The following is a 21,652-nucleotide window of genomic DNA, read 5'->3' on the forward strand; positions in this document are numbered from 1 at the left end:
GAATCTCGAGTTTCGGCCGATCTGACACGAGTACGACTCTACTTACCCGGATCGCCCGCCATGACCAGGCTCAGCACGCTTTCTCCACCCTTTTCGAACCGTACCGGGACGCCCCAGTCCTGCCGGGTGATGCGGCAGGCGGGGTGCTCGCCGCCGTCGTCACAGCTGGCGGCCTGCGCGACGACCTGCAGGACGCCGCTGGTGACGCCCTCGGCGAAGCGGAGCTTGCGGAACAGGTCGGTGCCGACCCCGGCGCCGTCGGCGAGCAGTTCCGGCGGCGAGGCGCTGATCTCGAGCCGCGTCGACGGGCCGAACCGGTCGTCGAGCTTCTCCCCGGGCGGCGGCGTGAAGACGACGGAGAACTCCAGCTCACCCGGCGCCAGCACGGTCGGCGGACGGCGGACCGCGTGCGCGTCACCGGCCATCGCCTGCTCATCGAGCGGCACCGGCCCGATGCGGCTTCCCGCCGACTCGACGACCAGCAGTTCGCCGTCGTGCACGAGCAGTCCCGACGGCTCCGCGAGAGCGGTCGCGAGCGTGGTCACCTGCTGGGTAAGCGGGTCGTACCGGCGGATGGCGCCGTTGTAGGTGTCGGCGATCGCGATGGTTTCGCCGGGCAGCACGGCGAGACCGAGCGGATGCTGCAGGAGCGCCTTGTCGGCGGGCCCGTCGACGTGCCCGAAGGAGAACAGGTCGACGCCGACCGCGGTGTGCACGGTGAACGTCTCGCCCTCGGGCTGGATCCAGCGCAGCGCCGACGTCTCCGCGTCCGCGAGCCACAGCTTCCGCCCGTCGGGCGTGAGGCCGGACGTCTGCGCGAAGAACGCTTCGTGGACGTCGCCGTCACGCAGCCCTTCGACGGTCGTTCCTGCGAAGCGGCGGATGGAGCCCGAGACGGGCTCGAACACGCTCAGCGTGTGGTTGCCCGCCATGGCGACCACGACACCGCCCGCGGGCCCCCACCAGGCGACGTCCCAGGGACTGGTGAGGTCGATGTCGAGCGCCTTGCCGGTGTCGACGCCGTCTCGCCACTGGCGGCCCGTGCCGGCGACCGTGGAGACCTCGCCGGTGATCAGGTCGATACCGCGCAGCCGGTGACCGGCCGTGTCGGCGACGACGGCGTGGTAACCCGCGCGCTCGGCGACCTCGTACGGCAACAGGGTGATCCCGGACGGCTCGGTGAAGCTCGCCAGGTCGAACGGCCCGTCCTGCGCGCCACGCTCTCCGCTGCCGAAGCGGCGGATGATCGTCTCGCCGTCGGACGCGAACTCGACGATGGAGTGGTTGCCGGTGTCGGCGACCAGGATGCGGCCTTCGGCGGTGGTGACGGCCTTGCTCGGGAAGCGCAGCTCGGTGCGCTGCTCCTCGACCGGGACGTACGGGCTGCCGCCGCGGCGCAGCGTGCCCTTGGCCTCGTGGGTCGCGACGAGGTCGGCGATCACCCGGCGCAGCGCCTCGGCGTGCCCCTCGCCGGCGGCGACGTGGACGACGTAACCCTCGGGATCGACGACGACCAGCGTCGGCCACGCCTTGACCGCGTACTGCGACCAGGTGGCCATCTTCGGGTCGTTGAGCACCGGGTGGTGTACCTCGTAGCGCCGCACGGCGGCCTCGATCGCGGCCGCCTCGCCCTCGTGGAGGAACTTGGGCGAATGCACGCCGATGGTCACCAGGACGTCGGAGAACTCGGCCTCCAGCGGGCGCAGCTCGTCCAGCACGTGCAGGCAGTTGACGCAGCCACTGGTCCAGAAGTCCAGCAGGACGACGCGGCCGCGCAGCCCGGCGAGCGTGATCCGCTCGCCGCCGGTGTTGAGCCACCCGTCGCCGTCGAGCTCGGGCGCCCGGACGCGGGACTGCGTTCGTGGGGAAGTCACGACATGAGTGAACTACACGCGCGGCCGTGCTGTTCCGAGGTCCATGCGTCGAGAGGGCGAGCTCACCCCGAGGGAGGAGGCCCATGTGGGTGATGAGGGAGTGGTGTTAAAAGAGAAGGCGCCTTCGCGTTGGGCAATTTAGGCTCGAACACATGTCCACTGTTGAGCACGCCTTCACCATCGAGGAGGCACACGACCTCCAGGCGAGCTTGGCCGAACCCGTGCGTCCCGGGTTGAGCGAGGCCGAGCTCGACGACGTCGAAGCCCGCTTCGGCTTCCGGTTCGCCGCCGACCACCGCACCTTCCTGTCCGCCGGGGTGCCGATCGGCGACCGCTGGCCGGACTGGCGCTGCGGCAACCCCGACCAGCTGCGAAAACGCCTGGACTGGCCGGTCGACGGGGTGCTGTACGACGTCGAACACAACGGCTTCTGGCTGCCGGAGTGGGGCATGCGCCCGATAGACCTCGCCGACGCGCTTTCGCGGGCACGCTCGCATCTGGCGCGCGCCCCGCGGCTGGTGCCCGTTTGCGGGCACCGGTACCTGCCGGGGATCGCCGGGAGCACGGGATATCCGGTGCTGTCGGTGTATCAGACCGACATCGTCTACTACGGCTACGACCTGCGGGGATACCTGCGGCACGACTTCTGCGGCGAGCCCTTGGGCCCACCGCCGTCCGGCGGGCCGCGTCAGATCGAGTTCTGGTCGCGGTTCGTGGAGTGAGCGGATTCGGCGGCGTCCTTCAGCCGGGCCAGCGTCGCGGCGATGTTCGCGCGGTTGGCGTCGTCCCGCTTCCAGACCCCGGTGAACAGCGACGTCGGCCCGCGCAGCCAGCCCGGCCGCCGGTCCCACGCGCTTTCGACGGCCACGCAGCCGTCGCCCGAGGCCTCGATGTCGTACTGCCAGCGCGCGACGGGAAGGCCGGCGAACGTGGTCACCTCGAACGCGAACCGCTTGCCCTCGTCGGCGTCGGTGATCGTCGAGAGGGTGCTCCAGCGACGGATCCCGCGGCGGTTGCGGCCACGGAACTTGGCGCCGACGGCGGGCTCCTTCGCCGCACCGACCCAGCGATGCCCTTCGTACTCTTCGGCCATGTCCGCGAGTGCTCCCGGGTCGCTGACCAGGGCGTACACCTTCTCGGGCGGGGCGGCGATCGCGATCTTGCCGGTGGCGCTGGGCTGGGTCATCACATACCTCCGTACTGAGGGTATGTGAAATACCCTCAGTTGTCGCGGCGGAGCATCCGGCTTATGCCCGCCGCGACCGTCGTCGCCAGCACCCAGCCCGAGGCGGTGAACCCGGCGGCGACCCAGTTGTCCATACCGTGCATGTACCAGCGCGACTTGTTGCCGAAGTCGACGATCGGGACCAGCAGGTCGATCGTGTACAGCACCGGGTTCCACTGGAGCCCGGTGTCGTCCTGGTTGACCAGGCACCGCGGCCCGCTCACCGTCAGCTTGGGGTTGGTGACGCAGTCGTCGACGCCGAGCCCGAACCACAGGCTCCCCAGTACGAGCAGCGTCAGCAGCCAGCCGAGCGCGCGTACCGGACGGAAGCCGTAGCCGACCATCGACCGCTGCAACCAGCTCCACACGTGCACGCCGGGCCCGAAGAACTTGAAGCCCTTCGCGAGCGCCTCGTACCGGAACTGCTGTTTCTTCAGCAGCACCGTGGAGGCGTGCTCTTCATTACCGGACGCGCGCAGCGTCGCCGCCAGCTGGTCGTACGGTCCTGGGCGGTAGCCGTCCATCGCCTTGCGCAGCAACGCGATCCGATGGTCGATCGCCCGGTCGTCGTCGAGCGCGATGTCCTCTTGCAGTGCGTCGTAACGGAAATCCTCCAGCTCGATCCCGCTCGCCGACGCCCAGAACGCCTCGTTGTCGCCCAGCGTCCCGCAATGCGCGCGCCGCAACACGATCCGGCCGTCCGGCGGAACACCGGGCGTGAGCAGGAATTCGTCGGCCGAGACATCACTGCCGTCAAGCGCGATCCCGTGCTGTGGCAGGGAACCCAGCCGCGCGCCACGGAAGTCGACGCGCCGCGCGACCTGCGCGCCGTCGAGGTTGACCCCGCCCTGCGCGACGAACGGGCGTTCCTTGTTCTCGGTGAGGATCAGGTCCCGGCCGATCCGCGCCGTGCGGACGTCCAGCGAGTAACTGGTACGAGTGCGGGCGCCGGGCTCGGTCAGGCTCGTGCCGAAGAGGTTCACGCTGCCGCCGATCTCGGCGCCCTGCAGCCGCAGCGTTCCCTGGACCGTCGCGTCGGTGAGCTGGAAGTTGCCCGCGACCTTCGCGCGTCGCGCGGAAAAGACGTCGCGGCGCGGGTGGAGGAACATCGAGTTCCACGCCAGCACGTTGCCGCCGACGGTGATGTCGGCCATGCGCAACTGCCCGGACGGCACCCGCAGGCTCGTCGCCTCCAGATCGCCGCCGATGGTGGTCCCGTCGAGGTGGATCGCGCGGTCGTAGTAGGGAATGGTCTGCCCGCGGACGACCTGGACCTCGGCACCGGCCAGCCGCAGCGAACCGCCGATCCGGGCGTTGACCATCCGCAGCGTCCCGGTCGCCTGCATCCCGTCGCTCAGTTCGAGGTTTCCCTTGACCGTCGAGCGATCCGCGACCAGCGCCGGCCGCGGATCGATGTACGGATCGTTCGATTTCCACGCGTCGACAACGATCGGCCCGGACTGGTTCACCGAAAGCCTTGCCTCGCGGAAAATGATGTCACTGTCCACAGTGGCGCTCGGCAGGAACATGATCCCACTGGCGGAGAAGCGTTTCCGCTGCGCGGCGGGCCCGTAGTTGTCCACCTCGCACAACAGGCTGCCGCCGATGTGGATCCCGTTCCCGTTGAGCGCGAAGCCGTCCCGGTTGTTCAGCGTCGCGCCGGAGAAGTTGACGTTACCGCCGGCGCGCATCCCCGGGATGCGGACTTCCCCGTTGGCCACCAACCGATACGCCAGCAACGCGCCGACGATGTTGACCCGGTCGGCCTGGATCGCCTTGCCACGCGGATGCGTGATCACCGTGCGGGTGAGCACGACCGAGCCCTCGATGACCGCGTCGGTGAGATTGACCGCCGCGTTCGGCATCCCGCGCTCGCGATCGTCACCGCGCTGGACCGTGGTCTCCTCGAGCTCGTGCTCGGCGTCGACGTGCACGACACTGCGGATGAGGCGGACGTCGTTGCGGGTGCGGAGGTTGCGCGCCTTGAGCCCGGGCAGCCAGCACTTGCGGAACACGAGCCCGAGCAGATGCGCCTCGCGGACGTCCGGCGGATGCTCGAACCGGCACCGCTCGAACCGGAACAGATACTTGATGTCGGCCGCGCGCAGATCGAGCGTCCCGGTGATGTACGCGTCCTCGACCTGCACGATCGGCGCGTTGGTCGCCTGGCGACGCCAGCGGAGCAGCCCCGTCGTGCCCGGCTTCATCAGCTCGGACGCCGGGACCTCGTACCGCTTGTCGGGGTTCGGATCGAACGGGTCGAGCGGCGGCAGCGACGTGTCGCCGTTCTGGTCGCCTTCCCCCGGATCGCGCGGCCCGTTGTTGCGCCGAAAACCCGGCATCGTTGCGTTCCCTCCCCCGTCGTTCCTCGGGCACCAGCGAAGCCGATCACCCACGGGATTCGCAAGTGGCCCAGGACATCAGACCGGAAACTGCCATGGGAGCACGACGGCAGAACGGCCGTCCCGGGTTCCGGACCAGGCCGTTTCTCCCGGCGTTGGTGATCTTGGCCGGATTCGCCGCCGGTTCGACAGCTCACCGCCACGGTCACTCACCGCAGTCGGTGATGGACTACGGGTAGGTCGCGCCCTTCGCGGCCCGTGCGGGGAGGCACGACATGAAGAAAAACATTCTGCTCGGTTCGCACTGGCTTCAGTGCTGGCCGGCGGCTGTAGCTCAGAATCTGCGGGCGACGCGGTAGCGGCAGTTCCCTCTTCGAACAGCCTTCCGTTTGCCGGAGGCCCGGTCGTGGCCGAACCGATCACGGACACCGCGACTGTAGAGGTCGAGCCTTGCGGTGCTGTTTCCACAGCCGAGATCGAGGCCATCGGGGGGGTGGAGAGAACCGAGGTCGACGACGGAACTGCCGGCAAGAGGTGGCTTGAGCAGCCTTTACGCAAAGCATGCGCAGGGCGGACTCTCCACCTTCAAGCCGGTCGACTCGATCGAAGGCCACCCGACGTCATCTACGACAACGGCGGTGAAGGAAAGGGCCGGTGTGTGCTCGCGGTCGGCAGTCGGGACGACCTCACTCACACGGTTACGCCACTGCTGACCACAGGGAACCCGATGCTGTCCGATCCCTGCGGAATGGCCGTCAGGGTTGTGAGCGCGGCGATCAAGAACCTCAAGAAGTCCTGACACGAAACCGTCGATCAGGACAAATCGCGCCGACCACCCCACCTTTCGATGGTGATCTTCCTCGAAGTGGCTGATCAACGGTTTACCTGCTGCTATCGTCACCGGTTGGAGTCGGTAGGGAACTACGGGTAGGTCGCGCCCCATCGCGACCCGTGCGGGGAGGCACGTCAATGACAGGACCGGAACGCGGCCCTCAGGGGGTCTACGACCAGATCAACGGGCCAGGGCCGCAGGCACCGCCGCCGAACTCGGGGTTGATTCCGGGTGCCGCTGCTGCGCCGCCACCTCCCGGTCCGCCGCCGAACTACGGCGAGTTGGGCACCGGCCAGGCGAAGGCCGATTTCGCGGCCGCCTCCGCGAACAGTGGTTGGGAGTTCGACCCGGCCGCCATGGACCAGGTGATCAAGCAGCTTCAAGACTGCATTGAGCGCGACTTCAGCCGCGCTCGTGCCGAAGCGAACAACCTCACCGGTATCGACGCTATGGGCGCCGAGGTCGCGAGTGACGGCTACGTCGCCAAAGCAAACGAGTCCGGTGCGGCCTACCAGTCATTTCTCAATGGAGCTGCCGCCTACACGCAGGCATACATGCAGACGCTGATAGACATCAGGACGGCCTACCAGAACCAAGACCAGGCCGCACTCGACGCGATCCGCTCCATCGGAAAGGCTCTCTGAATGCGCTCCCGGTCCATGACGGTCCTTGCCGTCGCTGCTTCCGTCGCCCTGATCGCCGGATGCAACGGCGACAACCCCGGCAAGCCTTCTACAGGTCAGCCTGCGTCGTCTCCCGCGCAATCAGGCCTTCCCCGAGCAGGTGCTCCCAAGGTAGCGACGCCGCTGAAGACGACAGCCCTTGAAACGAACGCATGTGACGCGGCGAGCGAGTCAGAAGTCAACAGCGCCGGCGTCACTCTCAAGACAGCCGAACCGCAAGACATCGCCGGCGGTAAGGGGTGTCTGTGGATCTTCACCAACACTTCGGGAACAGTCACCGGAAATCTCAATGTCAGCCAGCCAGACGGCTTGAGTCACTTGTACGCGCTCAAAGCACAGGGCAGCGGGGTCACGACGTTTCAGCCGGTGGCCGACATCGCCGGTTACCCGGCGGTCGTTTACGCCAACGGCGGAGAAGGCCCAGGCGTGTGCAACCTGGCGGTCGGTGTTCGCGACGACATGATGTACGTCTTGACCACACAGCTTTTCAGTGGCAGCCCGAAGTACAACGATGCCTGTGGACTCCTCACGAAGTTTGGTCAGTTCGCCGTCCAGCATCTGAAGGCGGCCCAATGACGTACAGCGGCTGGGAGATCTTCGAGAAGCTCAACGCCAACCCCAACACGACCAAACGACTCGACGCCGCCCAGGTCTCCTCCCACAAACTTCTGGTCATTCACGAGGACATGAGCAGGACGTTGGAGTCCAGCCAAACCGCGCTGAGTTCCTTCTGGAAGGGCAAAGCCGCCGACAGCGGCGTAGCAGGCCTCGCCCCACTCATCGCGACGTCCAAGATCGCGGGCGAGAACATGGATCGCGCCCGGCAGTCGATGTTCGACCAGAACGCCTCTTTCCATTACACGCGCGGCAATGTGCGTCCGGTCGAGAAGGAGCGCGCGGGGGACAGCGGGCCCGAGGACGTCTTGTCGATCGGCGCGAGCGACGACGAGATCGCGGCGGCGAAGTTCGACGCGGACACCAAGCACAACGTCGAGATCTACGAGCCGTATTACCAGAGCACCCAGCCGCGGCAGCAGTCGCTCGCGCCGGCCTATCCGGCCGCACATGATCCGAACGTCTCGTCCGCGCCGATCACGCCGGATCCGATCGATCCCGGGCAGACCAAGGTCAGCGGGTTCAGTGGCGGGCCCGGCGACTCGGGGCGGCACAGTGGTCCCAGCGGGTACACCGGCGGGCCGAGTTCGTACAGCGCGCCTCCGGGTGCCGAGGGGTATCAGGCGCCGAGGCCGCCGCAAGCTCCGCAGCCGCCGAGGATTCCGCAGGTCCCGCGACCGGTGCCTTCGCCGCAGCCGGACGATCGGACCGATCTGTCCCGATGGGACCGCGGGACGCAGGTGCGGCCGGGCGACCACCGGCCGCCCGCGTTCGGTCCCGGCCCCAGTGGCGGACCTGGTGGCGGCAGCGGATTCGGGCCGGGATCGGGCGGGTTCAGCGGCGGTTTCGGGCCCGGTGGCGGGTTCGGGCCGGGTGGGTCGACCGGCGGGCCGGGGAGCATGGGGCCGGGTCGCGGCGTCGGCGCCGGTATGCCCGGTGAAGGCGCGATGCGCGGCACGCCGGCGGGAGGCCCAGCGGCGACGGGAAGGCCCGGCGCGCCCGGAATGGGTGGCGGCGGGATGGGCGCCGGTGCCGGCAAGGGCAAGGGCGGCGAGGACGAAGAGCACCAGCGCAAGATCACGCTGCAGGAAGAGGACGGCGACTCCCTCTTCGGCGGTTACGACGGGGACAAGCCGGTTCCGCCGGTGATCGGCGCGTAATCGTGCTGCGGAAACCCGTCGAGCTGACCCTCCAGACCTACGAAACCCTGCTGGACCACCACAATCTGGGCGACATCCACCCGACGCTCGTCCGCGGCGCGCAGTGGTATCTGCCCGAGGAACGTCGCGAGCTCGCGGCCGCCGCGCAGTCCGAATTGGACGGACAAGGGCTGCTCACCCGTGGCCGGATCGACGACGAATTCCTCGACACACTGCGTTTTCTGCAGCGGCCCGCGGTGGAGTACTACTCGTGGGTGAAATCCGAAGGGCGTGAGCGAACCGTTCGCGCCGCGGGAAGTGGCCGGGAAGCGGTCACGGTGGTCTTGGTCGACAAGGTCGTCTACCTGACGCCGACGCGGCCGGACACCTTGGCGCAGGATTTCACCGGCCTGCTCCCCGAAGCCCCTGCCGCGCGCACACCGTCCCTGAACTGCTCGGAAGACGATCTGCAGGTCCTGATGAAGGGCGAAATGCTGACCGGCAGCGGCCCCAGCATCCGTGACGCCAAGAAGATCCTCCAGTGGATCCGGTCGCCGCACACCTTCTTCGGCAGGCTGTACGTCGCAATCCGTGACGGTGGCGGCAACCGGAAACGCGTCGAAAGACCGCCGGGCTGGATGGACACCGAACAGGGCCGCGTCGTGTTCGGCCCGGACGCCAAGGGCTGGGTGAGCCTCATGGGCGCCGGGCCGCACGAAATCGTCGCGAAGGTCGTCCAGCTGGAGTCGCAGCTTCGCGGGCGCTAGCCCTGGTGGTTCGGGTTCAGGACCCGTGAGAGGAACGTCTTCGTGCGTTCCTCCTGCGGGTCCCCGATCACCTGGTCCGGCGAACCCTGCTCGACGACGACGCCGCCGTCCATGAACAGCACGATGTCGGCCACCTCGCGGGCGAACTGCATTTCGTGCGTGACGACGAGCATCGTCATGCCCTCCTGCGCGAGCTGCCGCATGACCGCGAGGACGTCGCCGACCAATTCGGGGTCCAGCGCCGATGTCGGCTCGTCGAACAGCATGACGTCGGGGTCCATCGACAGCGCCCTGGCGATCGCGACGCGCTGCTGCTGCCCGCCGGAAAGCTGCGTCGGCAGCGAAGACTCCTTCTCCGCCAGCCCGACCTTCGCGAGATTTTCCCGCGCGATGCGCTCCGCCTCCTCCTTGCCGCGCTTCAACACCTTGCGCTGCGCGACGGTGAGGTTGTCGAGCACGCTCAGGTGCGAGAAGAGATTGAACGACTGGAAGACCATGCCGATTTTCGTGCGGGCGCCGTCGATGTCGACGTCCGGATCGGTGATCTCGCTGCCGTTGACCACGATCTTGCCCTGCTGCGGTTCCTCGAGGAGGTTGACGCAGCGCAGCAGCGTCGACTTGCCAGAGCCCGACGGACCGATGATGCAGACGACCTGGCCGCGCTCGACGTGCAGGTCGATGCCCTTGAGCACTTCGAGTTCGCCGAACGCCTTGTGCAGTCCCGAAACCTCGACGATCGTCTGGGTGCTCATACCGTTCCTCCGCCGGGCACTCCGGCTCCGTATTTCTTCTCTAGCCGCTGCTGCAGGATCGACAGCGGGATGGTGATGACCAGGTAGCACAGACCGGCGACGACGATCGGGGTCAGGCCCTTGGCCTCCAGCAGCGCCTGACGGCTGAACTGCGCGAGTTCCTGCTGCGCCGGGGTGGTGCCGAGCAGGAACGCCAGCGACGAGTCCTTCGTCAGCATGATCAGCTCGTTGGCCAGCGGCGGCAGGATGATCCGGAACGCCTGCGGGATCACGACGGTGATCATCGTGCGGGCCGGCGACATGCCGAGCGAACGCGCCGCCTCGACCTGCCCGCGCGGCACCGCCTGGATACCGGCGCGGATGGTCTCAGCCATGTAGGCGGACGACACGATGCCCAGCGCCAGCATGATCGAAATATTCCGCGGCAGGAACACGTTCGGGAAGGCGATCGGCACCCCGACGCCGACCGCCAGGAAGATCAACAGTGCGGGCAGGCCGCGGAAGAATTCGATGTACCCACGCGCGAACCAGCGGTACGGGGCGACCGAAGACAGCCTCATCAGCGCGAGCAGGAGACCGAGTCCGAGGCCGAGCGCGAAGCCCAGCGCGGTGAAGACGATGGTGTTCTTCAGTGCGACGGTGATGACGTCCGGGAACTGCTTCGCGGCGACGTCGAGGTCGAAGAACGCCTTGCCCAGCCGTCCCCAGTCGGCCAGCAGCGCGAACACCACGACGATCACCAGCAGCAGACCGTACTGCGCCCACCGGAACGCCGATCGTCGCTGGCGGCGGCTCAGTGCCATTTCTCTCCTCAAACAGGTGGTGACAAGCCTGTGGCCGGTGCGCTGGGCACCGGCCACAGAGGACGGATTATCAACCGGCGGCCGGGCTGCCCGGCTGCCAGGTCGGCGCCTTGCCGAACCACTTCTGGTAGATCTGCGCGTACGAGCCGTCGGTGACCGAGGCCTTGAGGACCTCGTTGACCTGGTTGAGGAGGGCGGTGTTGCCCGTCTTCACGCCGATTCCGTAGAACTCGTTGGTCTTGAACTCGGTGACGACGGTGGTGTCCGGGTTCGTCTTCACGAAGTCGTAGAGCACGCCGTTGTCGTTGATCCCCGCGTCGACCTGGCCGCTCTTGACCGCCTGCTCCAGCAGCGCGAGGTCGTCGAAGGTGACGATCTCGGCGCCGGCGGCCTTCTCCTTGGCGTAGTCGGCACCGGTGGTGGCCGACTGGACGCCGATCTTCTTGCCGGCGACGTTGCTCAGGTCCTTGATCGGCGAACCGGTCTTGACCAGCAGCGCCTGCGACGCCTCGAAGTACGGGTCGGAGAAGGCGAACTTCGCCTTGCGCTTGTCGTTGATCGTCATACCGGCGGCGGCGAGGTCACACTGACCGGTGTTCATCGCCTCGCCGGACTCGATGTTCTCGAAGGCGATGTCGACGATGCTCTGCTCGACGCCGAGCTTCTTCGCCACGAGGTCGACCAGGTCGACGTCGAAGCCGACGATCTTGTCGCCCTGCTTGACCTGGAACGGCTGGTAGGGCAGGTGCGTGCAGGTGGTGAGCTTGCCGGAAGCGACGAGCTGGACGCCACCGGCGGCGGTGCCCTGCCCACCTTCTTCGCCACACGCGGTCAGCGCACCCGCGGCTAGGGCGAGCGCCGGGATCAGGGCGAGCGCTTTCAATCGGGCCACGTCGTCACTCCTTGTAGTTCCCATGTGTCGAGAGCACGCATATTGCCACTCATCCGGCGGCAATCACAGCACTGCGACGTTACAGCGCCGTTTCGGCCGTCACGGGCGTTGCATGAGGTATCGCGCCGACATGGCAGGGTGAGCGAGTATGGCGACCATGAACAACAACCCGGCGCCGCGGCTCCCACCTGCGGGCCGCCGCCCACGGACGACGACGTCGGCGCGGCGCGCGGCGAGGCCCGGGGCACAGTTCGACGGCTATCTCTCGCCGTCCCGGCCGCACGCCGGCGCGTACGACGAGATGTTCACCGCCGACGGGACGGTCCGCCAGCCGTACCGGGCGCTGTACGAATCGATCTCCGCGCTGACGTCGGCCGACCTCTCGTCCCGTTCGGCGGCGATCGACCGGGCCATGGTCGACCAGGGCATCACGTTCTCGCTGTCCGGCCAGGAACGCCCGTTCCCGCTCGACCTGGTGCCGCGCGTGATCACCTCTGCCGAATGGAGCAAACTCGAACGCGGTGTGGCACAACGGGTCCGCGCCCTCGAGGCCTTTCTCGCCGATGTGTACGGCGACCGGCAGATCCTGCGCGACGGCGTGCTCCCGCGACGGCTGATCACCTCGTGTGAGCATTTCCAGCGCGAGGCGTTCGGGATCAACCCGCCCAACGGCGTCCGCATCCACGTGTCCGGCGTGGACCTCGTGCGCGACGAGGAGGGCACCTTCCGGGTGCTGGAGGACAACCTCCGCAACCCGTCCGGCGTGTCGTACGTGATGGAGAACCGCCGCACGATGGCGCGCGTGTTCCCGGACCTGTTCGCGCAGCACCGGGTCCGGCCGGTCGGCGACTACGCCTCGCATCTGCTGCGTGCGCTGCGGGCGGCGGCCGCGGCGAACGTCGCCGACCCGATGGTCGTCGTGCTCACTCCCGGCGTGCACAACTCCGCGTACTTCGAGCATTCGCTGCTGGCCAGGCTGATGGGGGTCGAGCTGGTCGAAGGCCGCGACATGTTCTGCCGAGACAACGTCGTCTACCTGCGCACCACCGAGGGTGAGCGGCAGGTCGACGTCATCTACCGGCGGATCGACGACGAATTCCTCGATCCGGTGCACTACCGGCCGGATTCCGTGCTCGGCGTGGCCGGGATCCTGAACGCGGCGCGCGCGGGCAACGTGGTGATCGCGAACGCGGTCGGCAACGGCGTCGGCGACGACAAGCTCGTCTACACCTACGTGCCCGAGATGGTGAAGTACTACCTCAACGAGAAGCCATTGCTGCCCAACGTGGACACCTTCCGGTGCTGGCTGCCGGACGAGTTCGACCACGTCATGCAGCAAATGGACGAGCTGGTGATCAAACCGGTCGAAGGTTCGGGCGGCTACGGCATCGTGTTCGGCCCGGAGGCGACGCAGGCCGAGCTGACCGCGCTGAAGCGGAAGGTCCGGGCGAACAAACGCGGCTGGATCGCGCAGCCGGTGGTGCAGCTGTCCACCGTTCCGTCCAAAGTAGACGACCGGCTGGCACCGCGGCACGTCGACCTCCGCCCGTTCGCGGTCAACGACGGCAAGGAGATCTTCGTGCTGCCGGGCGGGCTGACCAGGGTCGCGCTCCCGGAGGGCAGCCTGGTGGTCAACTCGTCGCAGGGCGGCGGCTCCAAGGACACCTGGGTGCTGGCGACGCGGTCTTCGACGGCGGAGCGGGAACTGGAACGGCCCGCGCTCGGCGCACTGTCCCAAGTGGACGGCCTGGTCGCCGAGCAGGGCCCCGAGCTGACCACCACCCAGCAACAGCAGCAGCAACAGGCATAGGGAGGTTGATGTGCTCGCCCGCAACGCGGAATCGCTGTACTGGATCGGCCGGTACGTCGAACGCGCCGATGACACCTCCCGGATCCTCAACGTCTCCGTGCACCAGCTGCTCGAAGACGCGAGCGTCGACCCGGACCACGCGAGCCGTCAGCTGCTCGCCGTCCTCGGCATCTCGCCGGAGGGCATGGAGACCCTCGACGTGTGGAAGCTGACCGAGCTGGTCGCCTACGCCAAGGACAATCCCGCGTCGATCGTCGGTTCGATCAACTCCGCCCGCGAGAACACGCGCGGCGCCCGCGAGGTCGTTTCGACCGAGCTGTGGGAATGCCTGAACGCGACGTGGAACGCGGTGCCGGACCGGCAGCGGTACGCGCGCCGCGCCGGGCCGCACGCCTTCCTGTCCTTTGTGGAGGAACGGGCGGCGATGTTCGCCGGGCTCGCGGATTCGACGATGAGCCGCGACGACGGCTGGCTGTTCATGGTGCTCGGCCGGTCGGTGGAACGCGCGGACATGGTGGTGCGGCTGCTGCTCTCGCGGGTCCAGGACAGCGCGTCGTCACCCGGCTGGATCACGGTGCTCCGCTCGGCGGGCGCGCAGGACACCTACCTGCGGACCTATCGCGGCGCGCTCGACGCCGGCCGGGTCGTGCAGTTCCTGTTGCGGGACACGCTCTTCCCGCGTTCGGTGTTCCACGCGCTGCGGCAGGCCGAGGAATGCCTGGAGCGGCTGGACCCCGGCGTCAACTCGCGGGCCAACGAGAAGTCCGAGGCGCTGCGGCAGCTCGGCCGCGCGCGCAGCGAGCTGGAGTTCCTGCGGCCGTCGGATCTGCTGGAGGACCTGCCGAAACGGCTCGGCGCCCTGCAGACTTCGATCAAGGACATCGGCGACGCGGTTTCGGTGCAGTACTTCCACTCGTCGCCTTGGGTGGCCTGGAGCGGTGCGGAGGTTTCGCTGTGACCTGGCAGCTTCGGGTGGCCCATCGGACCGGATACCGGTACGCGACGCCGGCCACGCAGTCGTACAACGAGGCCCGGCTGACCCCGCGGTCCGACCGGCGCCAGACCACGGTCGTGAACCGGGTCGAGACGACGCCGGCGACCCGCGCCTACCGGTACACGGACTACTGGGGCACCGTCGTGACCTCGTTCGACCTGCACGCGCCGCATACCGAGTTCACCGTGCTCGCGACGTCGGTGGTCGAGACGGCCGACGAAGGCGAGCCGGTCCGCTCGGCGACGTGGAAGGACCTTCGGAGCGACACCGTCGTCGACCACCGCACCGAGTACCTGACGCCGACGCCGTACACGCCGCGCGATCCGGAGCTGTCGAAGGTCGCGCGCGAACTGCGCAAGGGGCTCGACCCGGCGGAGGCCGTGCTCGCGGTCTGCGAATGGGTCAACCAGCAGCTCAAGTACCAGCCGGGGACGACCGGCGTGCACAGCACGGCGACCGACGCGTGGCGTGCGCGCGAAGGGGTCTGCCAGGACTTCGCGCATGTCACGCTGGTGATGCTGCGCGCGATCGGCGTCCCGGCGCGGTACGTCTCCGGGTACCTGCACACGAAACCGGAGGCGAAACTCGGCGAGACGGTCGAAGGCGAGAGCCACGCCTGGGTCGACGTCTGGACCGGCGGCTGGTGGGCCTACGACCCGACGAACGCCATCCCGGTCGGACCGCGGCACGTCTGGGTCGCGTACGGCCGCGACTACGCCGACGTGCCGCCGCTCAAGGGCATCTTCACCGGCGGCGGTCAGTCCACTTTGGACGTCTCGGTGCAGCTGACGCGGCTGACCTGAGCCCTCGCGTGCAATGAAAGGTCCTTTCCTGGCGAAATTTGCCAGGAAAGGACCTTTCATTGCAGCGTGAGCGAGGGGAATCAGCTCCGCGCGTGCGCGTCCAGGATGTGCGCGACCGCCTCGGTGACCCGCTGCGCGAAGTCGATGTTCAGCCACTCGTCCGGCACGTGGATGTTCGAATCCGGCCCGCAGGCGCCGGTGACCACGAACTGCGCGTCCGGGTACTTCTCGCCGAGCAGCCCCATGAACGGGATCGACCCGCCCATACCGAAGCTCTTGTGCGGCGCGCCGAAGACCTCGCCGCTCACGTGGTGCAGGGCCTCGTCGAGCCACGGCGCGGTGTCCGGCGCGTTCCAGCCGTTCTCGGCCTGGAAGTCGCCGAGCTCCACCGAAGCGTCGTACGGCACGTCGGTGGTGAGCACGCGGCGGACCGCCTCCATCGCGGCCTGCGCATCGGCGGTCGGCGGCAGGCGGAAGCTGAGCGTGAGCGTGGTGCTGTCGCGCAGCACGTTGCCCGCCTCGGCCGGGAGCGGGAAGCCCTCCGCGCCGATCACCGAAAGCGTCGGCCGCCAGGAGTTGTTGAGCAGCAGTTCCAGATCGTCGTCGGACACCGTCCGGCCGACCACCGGGAAGAGCGTCTTCGCCGCGCCGGGGGCGATCTCGACGACACCGCGAGCGTCCTCGACGCGGTTCTCCGGGATGTCGACGCTCAGTTCGGCGAGCTTGATCTCGCCGGTCTCGGCGTTCTCGATCCGGTCGAGCAGGACACGCAGGACGCGGAACGAGCTCGCCACGATGCCGCTGGCCATGCCCGAGTGCTGCGCGGACTCGAGCACCTTCACGGTGACGTTGACGTGCAGCATGCCGCGCAGGCTGGTGGTCAGCCACAGGCGCTTGTAGTCGGTGCCGCCGGCGTCGAGGCAGACGACCAGCGAGACCTCGCCGAGCTTCTCCTTCAGGTGCTCGACGTAGGCGGGCAGGTCCGGGCTGCCGGACTCCTCACCGGTCTCCAGCAGCACGACCGCGCGGGAGTGCTCACCCCCGGCGGCGCGCACGGCCTCGATCGCCGTCGTCGCCGCGTAGCCGGAGTAGCCGTCGTCGACCGCGCCGCGACCGTACAGCCGCCCGTCGCGGATCACCGGCGTCCACGGGTCGAGCCCCTCGGACCAGCCACCGACCGGCGGCTGCTTGTCGAGGTGCCCGTACATGAGCACGGTGCCCTTTTCGGCCGCTTCGGACGTCGCGGGGATGTCGACGACCAGCAACGGGCTGCGACCTTCGAGCTCCACGACCTCGAGCGTCGCGCCGGGGATCTCCCGTGCGGCGATCCAGGAACGGACGTGCTCGACGGCGGCGGCCAGATGGCCGGTCTTCGCCCACTCGGAGTCGAACGCCGGCGACAAGGCGGGGATCGCCACCAGGCCGGACAGGCTGGGAAGGACGTCGTTCGTCCAGTTCGAAACCACGGTTTCGCGTACGGATTTCTGCTCCACGTCCGCCATCCTGCCACGGGCGGCGGGGAGTGGGATGGATCACAGTGGCGGGCACGGATCGTCATCGGTCAAGCCGGGCAGGACACCCGTCCGGACGAGTCGTCCGCTGGTCGGCCCGCGGGTGAATTCCCTACTTTCGGCGGCCCCACACTCGGGCTTCCTAGCATTTTCCCTGATCAGACACCCTTTCTCAGCAACAAATCAGCATCCGCCACTGACCAAAACGGCGTCCGGCATGCCAGGATGTCCGCACGAACCGTCAACGCCGACGGTGACCCAGCGCTTCAGATCCGACGCGCTGGTCCCCGCCGGCGCAGTCACTGTGGCCGCCACAAGTGGCCGCCAGAGGCGCCGACATCAAGGAGAGCAGCGCATGCCGTCCGAACACTGGACGCACCCGGAGCCTGGAGATGGGCCCGCCGCCGTAGCGGCGCAGCCTTCCCCCGAACAGGTGATCGCCGGTTTGCGAGCAACGAGCGAAGGTGGCGCTGAGCTGACTCAGCTGCTCACCCCCGAAGGCGAACGGATCTCTTCGCCGCAATTCGACCGCTACGTCGACGACATCGACGTCGAAGCCCTCAAGGGTCTTTACCGCGACATGGTCCTGGTCCGCCGCGCGGACCGCGAGGCCAACGCGATGCAGCGCCAGGGCCAGCTCGGCATCTGGGTCCCGCTGCTGGGGCAGGAGGCCGCGCAGATCGGCTCCGGCCGCGCGCTGCGGAAGTCGGACATGGCGTTCCCCAGCTACCGCGAGCACGGTGTCGCGTACGCCCGCGGCGTCGACCTCAAAGAGGTGCTCGGCATCTTCCGCTGCACCGACCACAGCGGCTGGGACTACAAGGCCCACGGCTTCCACCCGTACACCATCGTGATCGGCAACCAGGTGCTCAACGCCGCCGGTTACGCGATGGGCCAGAAGTTCGAAGGCAAGGTCGGCGACGACGACGGCGAAGCGACCATCTGTTACTTCGGTGACGGAGCGACTTCGCAGGGCGACGTGCACGAAGGCTTCGTCTGGGCCGCGGTCTACGACGCGCCGCTCGTGTTCTTCTGCCAGAACAACCAGTGGGCGATCTCGGAGCCCACCGAACGCCAGTCGCGGCTGCCGCTGTACCAGCGCGCCCGCGGTTACGGCTTCCCCGGCATCCGCGTCGACGGCAACGACGTCCTCGCCTGCCTCGCGGTCTCCCGCTGGGCGCTGGAAGAGTGCCGCCACGGCAACGGCCCGGTGCTGATCGAGGCGTTCACCTACCGGATGGACGCGCACACCACCACCGACGACCCGACCCGCTACCGGCTCTCCGACGAGCTGGAGGAGTGGAAGCTGAAGGACCCGATCGAGCGCGTCCGGGCGTACCTCGCCCGCGGTGGCGGCGCCGACCAGGCGTTCTTCGACCAGGTGCAGGCCGATTCGGACGCGTTCGCGGCCGAGCTGCGCGACTACTGCTTCAACATGCCCGAACCGCCACCCGAGCGGATCTTCTCCAACGTGTACGCGGAGTCCACTCCGCTGCTGGACGCGCAGCGTGAAGAGTTCCTGTCCTACTTGGACGGTTTCGTCGGGGCGGAGGGACACTGAAATGAGCGACCTCCAGAAACTCACCATCGGCAAGGCGATCAACCTCGGCCTCCGGCGCGCCATGGAAGAGGACCCGAAGGTCCTGGTCATGGGTGAAGACGTCGGCAAGCTCGGCGGCGTCTTCCGCATCACCGACGGCCTGCAGAAGGATTTCGGCGAGCAGCGCGTCCTGGACACGCCGCTGGCCGAATCGGGCATCATCGGCACCGCGGTCGGCCTCGCCGTCCGCGGTTTCCGCCCGGTGTGCGAGATCCAGTTCGAGGGCTTCATCTTCCCTGGCTTCGACCAGATCTCCAGCCAGGTCGCGAAGCTGCACTACCGGACGCAGGGCAAGATCAAGATGCCCATCGTGATCCGGGTGCCGTTCGGTGGCGGCATCGGCGCGGTCGAGCACCACTCGGAGTCGCCGGAATCGCTGTTCGCGCACATCCCCGGCCTGAAGGTCGTGTCGGTTTCGAACGCCGTCGACGCCTACTGGGGCATCCAGCAGGCGATCAAATCCGACGACCCGATCCTGTTCTTCGAGCCGAAGAAGCTGTACCACTCGGGCGCGATGAAGTCCGAGGTCGACACGGAGGGCACGCCGGACGAGCTGTTCAAGTCCCGCGTCGTCCGCGAAGGCACCACGGCCACCGTCGTCGCGTACGGCCCGTCGGTGAAGGTCGCGCTCGACGCGGCGGCCGCCGCCGAAGACGAGGGCAAGTCCCTGGAGGTCATCGACCTTCGGACGCTGTCCCCGCTCGATCTGGAGCCGGTGTTCGAGTCGGTGCGCAAGACCGGGCGGCTCATCGCGCTGAGCGAGGCGCCGTCCGAATCGTCGCTGACCTCGGAGATCGCCGCGCGCGTGCAGCAGGAATGCTTCTACTCGCTGGAAGCCCCCGTGCTGCGGGTGACCGGATTCGACACGCCGTACCCGCCGGCCAAACTCGAGGAGCACTACCTCCCCGACCTGGACCGGGTGCTGCACACCGTCGACCGTTCACTCGCCTGGTAAGGGGGAAGTTCCTGAAATGCCCGAGTACAAACAATTCCCCCTCGCCGACACGGCCGAAGGGCTGACCGAAGCCGACATCATCGCCTGGCAGGTCAAGCCGGGCGACAAGGTCACGGTGAACCAGATCGTCGTCGAGGTCGAGACCGCGAAGGCCGCCGTCGAACTGCCCATCCCGTGGGCGGGCGTGATCACCGAACTGCTCGTCGAACCGGGCCAGACGGTGGAGGTCGGCGCGCCGATCCTCACCATCGACGTCGACCCGGACGGCAAGGCGGCCCCGGCGCCCACCGCCGCGCCCGTGGCGGAGGAACCGGCGGAAGAGGAGATGAAGCCGCTGGTCGGCTACGGCTCCAAGGCCGTCGTCACGCAGCGGCGTGCGCGTAAGGGCGCCACTCCCGCCCCTGCTCCGGCGGCACCTGCTGTGGCTGTCGCGCCTTCGAAGCCGAAGGGCGGGTACGTGCCGCTGGCGAAGCCGCCGGTGCGCAAACTCGCCAAGGACCTCGGCGTCGACCTGCACGCGCTCACCGGCTCCGCCGACGGCGGCGTCATCACCCGTGACGACGTGCAGGCGGCCGCCAACGGTTCCGCCGCTCCGGCCGCTGCTGTGTCCAGTGTGGACAGTGGCTACGACCCCGCGACGCGGGAACGCCGGGTGCCGATCAAGGGCGTCCGCAAGGCCACCGCCGCCGCGATGGTGCAGAGCGCGTACACCGCCCCGCACGTCACGGAATTCCTCACCATCGACGTCACGCCGATGATGGAATTCCGGGAGAAGCTCAAGAAGTCGCGCGAGTTCGCCGGGGTCAAGGTCACCCCGCTGACCTTCGCGGCGAAGGCCGTCTGCCTGGCGGCCAAGCGCACTCCGGACGTCAACGCGGTGTGGGACGAGGCGGCGCAGGAGATCGTCTACAAGGACTACGTGCACCTCGGGATCGCCGCGGCCACCCCGCGCGGGCTCGTCGTGCCCAAGGTCCGCGACGCGGATTCGATGTCCCTCAAGGAACTCGCGATCGCGCTCACCGAGCTGACCGACGTCGCCCGTGAGGGCAAGACCACCCCGGCCGCCATGCTCGGCGGCACGATCACCATCACCAACGTCGGCGTCTTCGGCGTCGACACCGGCACGCCGATCATCAACCCCGGCGAGTCCGCGATCCTGTGCCTCGGCGCGATCAAGGACACCCCGTGGGTGGTCGACGGCGAGATCAAGGTGCGCAAGGTGCTCCAGCTTTCGCTGAGCTTCGACCACCGCGTGGTCGACGGGCAGCAGGGTTCGGAGTTCCTGGCCGACGTCGGCGCTCTGCTGGCCGACCCCGCGGTCGCGATCACCTACTGACGCACGGCGCTGAAGGACGCTTTCCCCGCAGGTGATGCGGGGAAAGCGTCCTTCCTTAACCGCTTGACGGAGTGAGCGCTCACTCCGCAGACTGGACGCATGACAGAAACCACCTCCCGGCGGAGAGCGCCGGGGATGAGCGCCGAAGAGCGGCGCCGGATGATCGTCCAGTCCGTGCTGCCGCTGCTGGTGGAGCACGGCGCCGGTGTCACGTCGAGCCAGATCGCGCGCGCCGCGGGTATCGGCGAGGGCACGGTCTTCCGCGTGTTCAAGGACAAGGACGAACTGTTCGCCACCTGCTTCGCCGAAGCGCTGAAACCCGACCAGGTGCTCGACGCGATCGCGGTCATCGACCTCGACCAATCCCTCGACGACAGGCTCATCGAGGCGGCCGACGCGCTCAGCGCGCACCTCCAGCGCATGGGCGCGCTGATGGCGATCATGCATGGCTCCGGAAAACGACCCGAGCATCGCAGGGACCGGCGCAAGGAGTCGATGAGCGCCATGCGCGACGCCATGGCCGAGCTGTTCGAACCGGAGAAGGACCGGCTCCGCCTGCCGCCGGCGCAGTCCGCGGCGCTTTTCCTGTCGTTGCTGTTCAGCGGCCGGATCCGGTTCAGCGAGACCGGTGACGAGCCCACCACGATGGAGCTCGTCGACGTGTTCCTCAACGGCGCCTTGGCGGCCGCGTGATCGGCCCGCCCGGTGGGAGCCTTGAA

General features: G+C 68.1%; 20 protein-coding genes. 13 read left to right on the forward strand and 7 right to left on the reverse strand.

The annotated features are described in order from the left end of the window. Window positions 1–38 precede the first annotated feature (38 nt). Window positions 39–1,874: an NHL domain-containing thioredoxin family protein gene (locus tag ACFVM3_RS03280; protein ID WP_378435095.1), complete on the reverse strand. Its 1,836-nt coding sequence runs from the start codon at window positions 1,872–1,874 to the stop codon at window positions 39–41. A gap of 152 nt (window positions 1,875–2,026) precedes the next feature. On the opposite strand from ACFVM3_RS03280, the gene ACFVM3_RS03285 reads away from it, so the two are divergent. After that, complete coding sequence (locus ACFVM3_RS03285) at window positions 2,027–2,596, forward strand: hypothetical protein (RefSeq protein WP_378435096.1); 570 nt, start codon at window positions 2,027–2,029, stop codon at window positions 2,594–2,596. Here ACFVM3_RS03285 and ACFVM3_RS03290 read toward each other — a convergent pair. Both ACFVM3_RS03290 and ACFVM3_RS03295 read right to left on the reverse strand, forming a co-directional pair. Beyond that, on the reverse strand, window positions 2,563–3,060 hold the full coding sequence (locus ACFVM3_RS03290) for an SRPBCC family protein (protein ID WP_378435098.1): 498 nt from the start codon (window positions 3,058–3,060) through the stop codon (window positions 2,563–2,565). The genes ACFVM3_RS03285 and ACFVM3_RS03290 overlap by 34 nt on opposite strands. Window positions 3,061–3,095: 35 nt before the next feature. Then, on the reverse strand, window positions 3,096–5,441 hold the full coding sequence (locus ACFVM3_RS03295; RefSeq protein ID WP_378435100.1) for an oxidoreductase: 2,346 nt from the start codon (window positions 5,439–5,441) through the stop codon (window positions 3,096–3,098). A 406-nt stretch (window positions 5,442–5,847) separates the two neighbouring features. Between ACFVM3_RS03295 and ACFVM3_RS03300 the strand changes: the two genes are divergently transcribed. From ACFVM3_RS03300 to ACFVM3_RS03320, 5 genes are all read left to right on the forward strand, one after another. Then, window positions 5,848–6,240 (forward strand): DUF3558 domain-containing protein, encoded by a 393-nt coding sequence (locus ACFVM3_RS03300; RefSeq protein ID WP_378435102.1) that lies wholly within the window; start codon window positions 5,848–5,850, stop codon window positions 6,238–6,240. A 170-nt stretch (window positions 6,241–6,410) separates the two neighbouring features. After that, the gene (locus ACFVM3_RS03305; RefSeq protein WP_378435104.1) at window positions 6,411–6,917 is read left to right on the forward strand and encodes a hypothetical protein; all 507 of its coding nucleotides are present in this window, start codon (window positions 6,411–6,413) and stop codon (window positions 6,915–6,917) included. Between the two features lie 15 nt (window positions 6,918–6,932). Further along, window positions 6,933–7,532, forward strand: a complete 600-nt coding sequence (locus tag ACFVM3_RS03310) for a DUF3558 domain-containing protein (protein ID WP_378435106.1) — start codon at window positions 6,933–6,935, stop codon at window positions 7,530–7,532. Beyond that, the gene (locus ACFVM3_RS03315) at window positions 7,529–8,731 is read left to right on the forward strand and encodes a hypothetical protein (RefSeq protein ID WP_378435107.1); all 1,203 of its coding nucleotides are present in this window, start codon (window positions 7,529–7,531) and stop codon (window positions 8,729–8,731) included. Before ACFVM3_RS03310 ends, ACFVM3_RS03315 begins: the two co-directional genes overlap by 4 nt. Before the next feature lie 2 nt (window positions 8,732–8,733). Then, on the forward strand, window positions 8,734–9,477 hold the full coding sequence (locus ACFVM3_RS03320; protein WP_378435109.1) for an ESX secretion-associated protein EspG: 744 nt from the start codon (window positions 8,734–8,736) through the stop codon (window positions 9,475–9,477). Here the strand turns inward: ACFVM3_RS03320 and ACFVM3_RS03325 are convergent. From ACFVM3_RS03325 to ACFVM3_RS03335, 3 genes are all read right to left on the reverse strand, one after another. Next, window positions 9,474–10,229: an amino acid ABC transporter ATP-binding protein gene (locus ACFVM3_RS03325; protein ID WP_378435111.1), complete on the reverse strand. Its 756-nt coding sequence runs from the start codon at window positions 10,227–10,229 to the stop codon at window positions 9,474–9,476. The genes ACFVM3_RS03320 and ACFVM3_RS03325 overlap by 4 nt on opposite strands. Beyond that, window positions 10,226–11,032 carry an amino acid ABC transporter permease gene (locus ACFVM3_RS03330; RefSeq protein ID WP_378435113.1) on the reverse strand — a complete coding sequence of 269 codons (807 nt, stop codon included), beginning with the start codon at window positions 11,030–11,032 and terminating at the stop codon, window positions 10,226–10,228. The genes ACFVM3_RS03325 and ACFVM3_RS03330 overlap by 4 nt, the downstream gene beginning before the upstream one ends. A 70-nt stretch (window positions 11,033–11,102) precedes the next feature. Beyond that, entirely contained in the window at window positions 11,103–11,924 is an 822-nt protein-coding gene (locus ACFVM3_RS03335; protein ID WP_378435115.1) for a transporter substrate-binding domain-containing protein, read from the reverse strand. A 148-nt stretch (window positions 11,925–12,072) separates the two neighbouring features. On the opposite strand from ACFVM3_RS03335, the gene ACFVM3_RS03340 reads away from it, so the two are divergent. Genes ACFVM3_RS03340 through ACFVM3_RS03350 form a run of 3 tightly spaced genes read left to right on the forward strand, consistent with a single transcriptional unit; the run spans window position 12,073 to window position 15,531 of the window. Beyond that, window positions 12,073–13,734: a circularly permuted type 2 ATP-grasp protein gene (locus tag ACFVM3_RS03340; protein ID WP_378435117.1), complete on the forward strand. Its 1,662-nt coding sequence runs from the start codon at window positions 12,073–12,075 to the stop codon at window positions 13,732–13,734. Between the two features lie 10 nt (window positions 13,735–13,744). Then, window positions 13,745–14,692, forward strand: a complete 948-nt coding sequence (locus ACFVM3_RS03345) for an alpha-E domain-containing protein (RefSeq protein ID WP_378435119.1) — start codon at window positions 13,745–13,747, stop codon at window positions 14,690–14,692. Then, window positions 14,689–15,531, forward strand: a complete 843-nt coding sequence (locus ACFVM3_RS03350; RefSeq protein WP_340686119.1) for a transglutaminase family protein — start codon at window positions 14,689–14,691, stop codon at window positions 15,529–15,531. The genes ACFVM3_RS03345 and ACFVM3_RS03350 overlap by 4 nt, the downstream gene beginning before the upstream one ends. 80 nt (window positions 15,532–15,611) lie before the next feature. Here the strand turns inward: ACFVM3_RS03350 and ACFVM3_RS03355 are convergent, their stop codons facing one another. After that, complete coding sequence (locus ACFVM3_RS03355; protein ID WP_378435121.1) at window positions 15,612–17,024, reverse strand: M20/M25/M40 family metallo-hydrolase; 1,413 nt, start codon at window positions 17,022–17,024, stop codon at window positions 15,612–15,614. A gap of 373 nt (window positions 17,025–17,397) precedes the next feature. On the opposite strand from ACFVM3_RS03355, the gene pdhA reads away from it, so the two are divergent. The 4 genes from pdhA to ACFVM3_RS03375 all read left to right on the forward strand — a co-directional run bounded on the left by pdhA (window position 17,398) and on the right by ACFVM3_RS03375 (window position 21,626). Beyond that, a complete protein-coding gene (gene pdhA / locus ACFVM3_RS03360) occupies window positions 17,398–18,603 on the forward strand; it encodes a pyruvate dehydrogenase (acetyl-transferring) E1 component subunit alpha (RefSeq protein ID WP_378435123.1) in 1,206 nt (401 codons plus the stop codon). A gap of 1 nt (window position 18,604) precedes the next feature. Next, window positions 18,605–19,597: an alpha-ketoacid dehydrogenase subunit beta gene (locus ACFVM3_RS03365; RefSeq protein ID WP_378435125.1), complete on the forward strand. Its 993-nt coding sequence runs from the start codon at window positions 18,605–18,607 to the stop codon at window positions 19,595–19,597. A gap of 16 nt (window positions 19,598–19,613) precedes the next feature. Continuing rightward, on the forward strand, window positions 19,614–20,933 hold the full coding sequence (locus ACFVM3_RS03370; protein WP_378435127.1) for a dihydrolipoamide acetyltransferase family protein: 1,320 nt from the start codon (window positions 19,614–19,616) through the stop codon (window positions 20,931–20,933). A gap of 135 nt (window positions 20,934–21,068) precedes the next feature. Further along, window positions 21,069–21,626: a TetR/AcrR family transcriptional regulator gene (locus ACFVM3_RS03375; RefSeq protein WP_378435360.1), complete on the forward strand. Its 558-nt coding sequence runs from the start codon at window positions 21,069–21,071 to the stop codon at window positions 21,624–21,626. The last annotated feature ends 26 nt before the right edge of the window (window positions 21,627–21,652 follow it).

This window comes from Amycolatopsis sp. NPDC057786 (genome assembly GCF_042797905.1).
Taxonomy (GTDB): domain Bacteria; phylum Actinomycetota; class Actinomycetes; order Mycobacteriales; family Pseudonocardiaceae; genus Amycolatopsis.

Excerpts from the sequence above, each read along its gene's own strand:
- ACFVM3_RS03285 (WP_378435096.1), top strand. The coding sequence starts at position 2,027 with ATGTCCACTGTTGAGCACGCCTTCACCATCGAGGAGGCACACGACCTC.
- ACFVM3_RS03290 (WP_378435098.1), bottom strand. The coding sequence starts at position 3,060 with ATGACCCAGCCCAGCGCCACCGGCAAGATCGCGATCGCCGCCCCGCCC.
- ACFVM3_RS03295 (WP_378435100.1), bottom strand. The coding sequence starts at position 5,441 with ATGCCGGGTTTTCGGCGCAACAACGGGCCGCGCGATCCGGGGGAAGGC.
- ACFVM3_RS03305 (WP_378435104.1), top strand. The coding sequence starts at position 6,411 with ATGACAGGACCGGAACGCGGCCCTCAGGGGGTCTACGACCAGATCAAC.
- ACFVM3_RS03310 (WP_378435106.1), top strand. The coding sequence starts at position 6,933 with ATGACGGTCCTTGCCGTCGCTGCTTCCGTCGCCCTGATCGCCGGATGC.
- ACFVM3_RS03315 (WP_378435107.1), top strand. The coding sequence starts at position 7,529 with ATGACGTACAGCGGCTGGGAGATCTTCGAGAAGCTCAACGCCAACCCC.
- ACFVM3_RS03325 (WP_378435111.1), bottom strand. The coding sequence starts at position 10,229 with ATGAGCACCCAGACGATCGTCGAGGTTTCGGGACTGCACAAGGCGTTC.
- ACFVM3_RS03330 (WP_378435113.1), bottom strand. The coding sequence starts at position 11,032 with ATGGCACTGAGCCGCCGCCAGCGACGATCGGCGTTCCGGTGGGCGCAG.
- ACFVM3_RS03340 (WP_378435117.1), top strand. The coding sequence starts at position 12,073 with ATGGCGACCATGAACAACAACCCGGCGCCGCGGCTCCCACCTGCGGGC.
- pdhA (WP_378435123.1), top strand. The coding sequence starts at position 17,398 with ATGCCGTCCGAACACTGGACGCACCCGGAGCCTGGAGATGGGCCCGCC.
- ACFVM3_RS03365 (WP_378435125.1), top strand. The coding sequence starts at position 18,605 with ATGAGCGACCTCCAGAAACTCACCATCGGCAAGGCGATCAACCTCGGC.
- ACFVM3_RS03370 (WP_378435127.1), top strand. The coding sequence starts at position 19,614 with ATGCCCGAGTACAAACAATTCCCCCTCGCCGACACGGCCGAAGGGCTG.
- ACFVM3_RS03375 (WP_378435360.1), top strand. The coding sequence starts at position 21,069 with ATGAGCGCCGAAGAGCGGCGCCGGATGATCGTCCAGTCCGTGCTGCCG.